Raw genomic sequence first — 3,639 nt, forward strand, 5'->3', positions numbered from 1 at the left:
ATTTAGTGTTTGATTTGTTGGTTGGTTGTATTGTACGGTCTTGTGGCCTAGTTGTAAACCCGGTCTACTTTCCCGAGAAATCTTCTTCAATAAAAGGGTAATTAAGCAGACTTAAATTTTCCTTAGTAATATATTTAGTACGATATTCATCTAAATTGCTATTTATATACAAAACATTATCTTTTCTTTTCATTACTGGAAATGAACTATCATCAAGTAAAAGCAAATCCCCATCAATAACTCTTAAAATTCTTCCAATCAATTCAAGAAATTTCCTCCATCCAATATTAAACGTCTTTGAAATCATCTGAACACTAATACGCATATTTGTATTAACGCCATGATATCTGAAATTCATCTGCTGATACTCTTCCATATCATCATCTTCATCATCTAGATCAATGTCTATCGAAAAGTAATCGCAACCAATATATACATATTGAAAACCAAGTTGATGTCGCATTTTTTTTAAACTTAACTTCCACACCTAATACATCATCCGCTAGCTCATATAATAGATCAACTATGCGGTTTCTTTCCAACTTAGTTTTTATAAATAATTCGTAATCCATTCTTCCTACCTCCCAAAAGCCCTAGTAATTTGACCATCCTTAACGATTAAGAGTTCATCCAGGTGTTTTAAATTTGCGTTGGGGTTTGTTTGCCTCAAAATAGTCTTTAATAGCTCATCTATATTTTCAGCAGGATAATCATCTAGATTAAGCACAATTTTTTTGGCTTGATTTTTAGTCTTTTCTTTTATTTTTTACAAACACTATCAATTGGAGTATCGACATCAGGAGCATAGCAATCAAACACTTTCCCCTCAATAGGAAATCAGGATTTTTCCCTTCTTTTATACCATAACCATTTCCTCCATCAATTTCATCCAACATTTCAATATCGTAACCATGTTCTGCAAATAAGTCGGCAGCTTCATTTTGTCTTATATTTCCTCTGCCACCTTCAGGATTTGCATAATTCCCTTCTGGTTTTCCACCTTTAGGCAACGAAGGTTCGGTTAACTTGTTATCAATAGTACCTTTACCCGTCCCCTATGTTGTAATCTTAAACTTGGGATTAAAGAAGGTGGCAACTGGTTTTCCAATTACAACCATTATATCAGCTTGCTTGACGTCTCTGTTAGAGTTGCCGCCGCCCGATACTCCGTCTTGTGCTTCATCATGCTGTAGATGATGTTTACAAGCCTTCTCATAACGCATATCAGAGCTTGCTTCTTCGTCTTGCCTTCTGCTAGCTTGCGTTGGTAATACTCGTAGAATACGGGATTCCGTTGCTTCTTGTTGTCGCCTTTCGCTACTTGAATTTGTTGAACGGTTAGGTTGTGAGAGATTGCGTTCAGCACACGGTTTCCTTGTCCGCTAGCTTGGTCTTTTCCTTTGCCGCCCGAACTAAAGCGGACAGGAGCGATTCCGGCGAATCGGGCTAATTTGTCAGCGTTGGAGAATCGGCGGATGTCTCCTATTTCAGCAATCAGTTCCGCCGCTGTAACGATGCTGATTCCATCCATCGACTCTAGCTTGTAGTCGGTCTCTAACAATACCTGACGAAGCTGCACTTCTGTCTGCTTAATCAGTTCTCTGCTCCGCTTCATGTCCTGTACCATATTGACGATTATAAAGTCTCTGGACGTTTGAAACTTCCGTTTTGTCTCACCGTCCTTCTTTACCAGTTCCAAGATTTCTTCTGCCTTACGGGTAGAGCAGGTGTTATGGCTTGCTTTGCGGAGATAAACCGCTAGTTCCTCCGCCCCCACCGATTCCAAGTGATGTGGAGCAGGGTACTTCTCCCAAATAGCAAGAGCAGATTTTCCATCTACATCACAGAAGAACTTCTTGTAGGACGGATAGTGGTAACTTAATTGCTGATGCAACTGGTACTTCAATGAACTGGCGTGTTTGACCAGTGCGTTGCGTCTTGCCACCAGTTGCCCGATTGTCCAGTAAATGTCCTGCGGATTGGCGTCTGGCAGTTCATCCAATCTGGAGAGCAATACTTTAGCGATGCAATACGCATCCCAACTGTCACTCTTTTGGGTGGTAGCGTAACTTTTACGTTCATTGTAAGAGAGGGCAGAGTTGACTTCCTTAACGATTTGTTTTCTTTCGACAAGGTGTACGGCTAATGCTCTGCCGTTTCCGCCCGTGTCTTCCAATCCATAGACAGGAGTCATTCCTTTTTTGCAATGCTTCTTGACCGTCTTCATCAGGTCATCGAAACTGCTTGGCTTGTTTTCGATTTGGATTTCATCCAGTTTCGTATTCCAACAGTCAATGATGACGGCTGTATAGTGGGCTTTGTGCAAATCAAGCCCGACATAGACGTGTTTTTGCTTGTAGTGCATAAAAGAAATCACCCCTGTATACGGATTCTTTAATGAATAGGAGTAAAATGGGGGCAACCTCAGTTCGAGCGTTAACCTTACGGTTCGCAATGGGACGCAAGCCTCTCCATTCACTTCCTGTTACAGAATAGCTTCATGCAAGCCATCTGCTTGTATATCTCCATAGCGGTATGTGCCGCTATAAAAATCACGTTTGTCCAAGATTCGTTTCACTTGTACTTTGGTAAACAATCTGCCTTGCCCAGTTGTAAATCCTTCTTGATTCAGGGTTTCTGCTATCTGAGTCAATGACCATGTGGGATACTGTTCCTTGATTTCAAATACTCTACGGACGGTCTGGGCGTGTCTTTCGTCTACTTGGATACACTTCTGACCTTTCTTTGCCTTGTATCCAAAAGTAGCCCGTCCACCTGCATAGCCGCCCTGTTGGGCTTTCTTGCTCCGCCCTCGACTTAACTTCATGGCGATTTCAAGACGTTGGTAAGCGTCTAGCAGTTCCATCAAGCCGTTAATCAGGAAGTCATTCGGGTCTTTCTTGTAGGGTTTATATCCGTACTTTGGAGCAAATCTGCGATGCGTTAAACATCACTGTTGACCAACTCATCGTTTCAGTAGATGAAATCGAGTCCCCAGATAAATCGGTAAAGTGACCTGTTCAAGTGTCGCTCTACCGATTTTTTCACGAATTTCAGACTATATTAGAATGGGGCTGTTGAGAGCATAATGTTAATCGCCCCCGCAGAAAACTTTTGACGGATTTGCCGCTTGTATTATAGGAATGAGGGAATTGGTGGCTAGCCTTTCACACATGACCTTCCCGTTTGTTTAGTCATGTCCTGACAATATAGTGGTCGGACTATCCTGAAAATTAGTTGCGACCAAGTACGTTCACCCTAGTTATCGTTGCGTTAATTTACATAGTTGCGATTTCTTTTGAAAAAAACGCAAGAAAACGAAGGCAACAAAAAACAGGTCAATCATGGTGGTATCTGACCATAATTGACCTGTATAATGCAACGAAATAGCGTTATTTAGGGTATAAATTTCAAGCTCGATGTGCGTACAAGCGAAATCAAGAAATCTTTATACGGGTATTACATGGGTTATATGTGTTATTGGTTGAATGATGAGTTCATTCCGTACTGGGTAGCCCCCGTCAATAAATTCATAAATCCTTTATCACTTATCAAATAGTAAAACAGTTCTAATTTTGTTTAATAAAAATTCAACCTTAGATTTCTCTAAGGGAACTGCGACAACATACTGGTGAGCCA

5 protein-coding genes and 1 pseudogene are annotated in these 3,639 nt (G+C 40.9%); 1 reads left to right on the plus strand and 5 read right to left on the minus strand.

The window, feature by feature from the left end; genetic code table 11:
* Window positions 1–64: 64 nt before the first annotated feature.
* The 5 genes and pseudogenes from PXY01_RS19370 to PXY01_RS19385 all read right to left on the minus strand — a co-directional run.
* Window positions 65–487: a hypothetical protein gene (locus PXY01_RS19370; protein WP_246028012.1), complete on the minus strand. Its 423-nt coding sequence runs from the start codon at window positions 485–487 to the stop codon at window positions 65–67.
* 90 nt (window positions 488–577) lie between these two features.
* On the minus strand, window positions 578–727 hold the full coding sequence (locus tag PXY01_RS22930; protein ID WP_246028013.1) for a hypothetical protein: 150 nt from the start codon (window positions 725–727) through the stop codon (window positions 578–580).
* A 19-nt stretch (window positions 728–746) separates the two neighbouring features.
* Complete coding sequence (locus PXY01_RS22935; RefSeq protein ID WP_127572331.1) at window positions 747–1,010, minus strand: hypothetical protein; 264 nt, start codon at window positions 1,008–1,010, stop codon at window positions 747–749.
* 107 nt (window positions 1,011–1,117) lie between these two features.
* Window positions 1,118–2,365, minus strand: a complete 1,248-nt coding sequence (locus PXY01_RS19380) for an IS110 family RNA-guided transposase (protein WP_262385117.1) — start codon at window positions 2,363–2,365, stop codon at window positions 1,118–1,120.
* 120 nt (window positions 2,366–2,485) lie between these two features.
* Window positions 2,486–2,947 (minus strand): annotated as a pseudogene (locus PXY01_RS19385) (recombinase family protein); the annotation flags it as partial.
* Here PXY01_RS19385 and PXY01_RS19390 point away from each other — a divergent pair.
* The gene (locus PXY01_RS19390) at window positions 2,923–3,015 is read left to right on the plus strand and encodes a hypothetical protein (RefSeq protein ID WP_246028014.1); all 93 of its coding nucleotides are present in this window, start codon (window positions 2,923–2,925) and stop codon (window positions 3,013–3,015) included. The pseudogene PXY01_RS19385 and the gene PXY01_RS19390 overlap by 25 nt on opposite strands.
* Window positions 3,016–3,639: the final 624 nt, after the last annotated feature.

This window comes from Paenibacillus xylaniclasticus, assembly GCF_004001065.1.
GTDB lineage: Bacteria > Bacillota > Bacilli > Paenibacillales > Paenibacillaceae > Paenibacillus_T > Paenibacillus_T xylaniclasticus.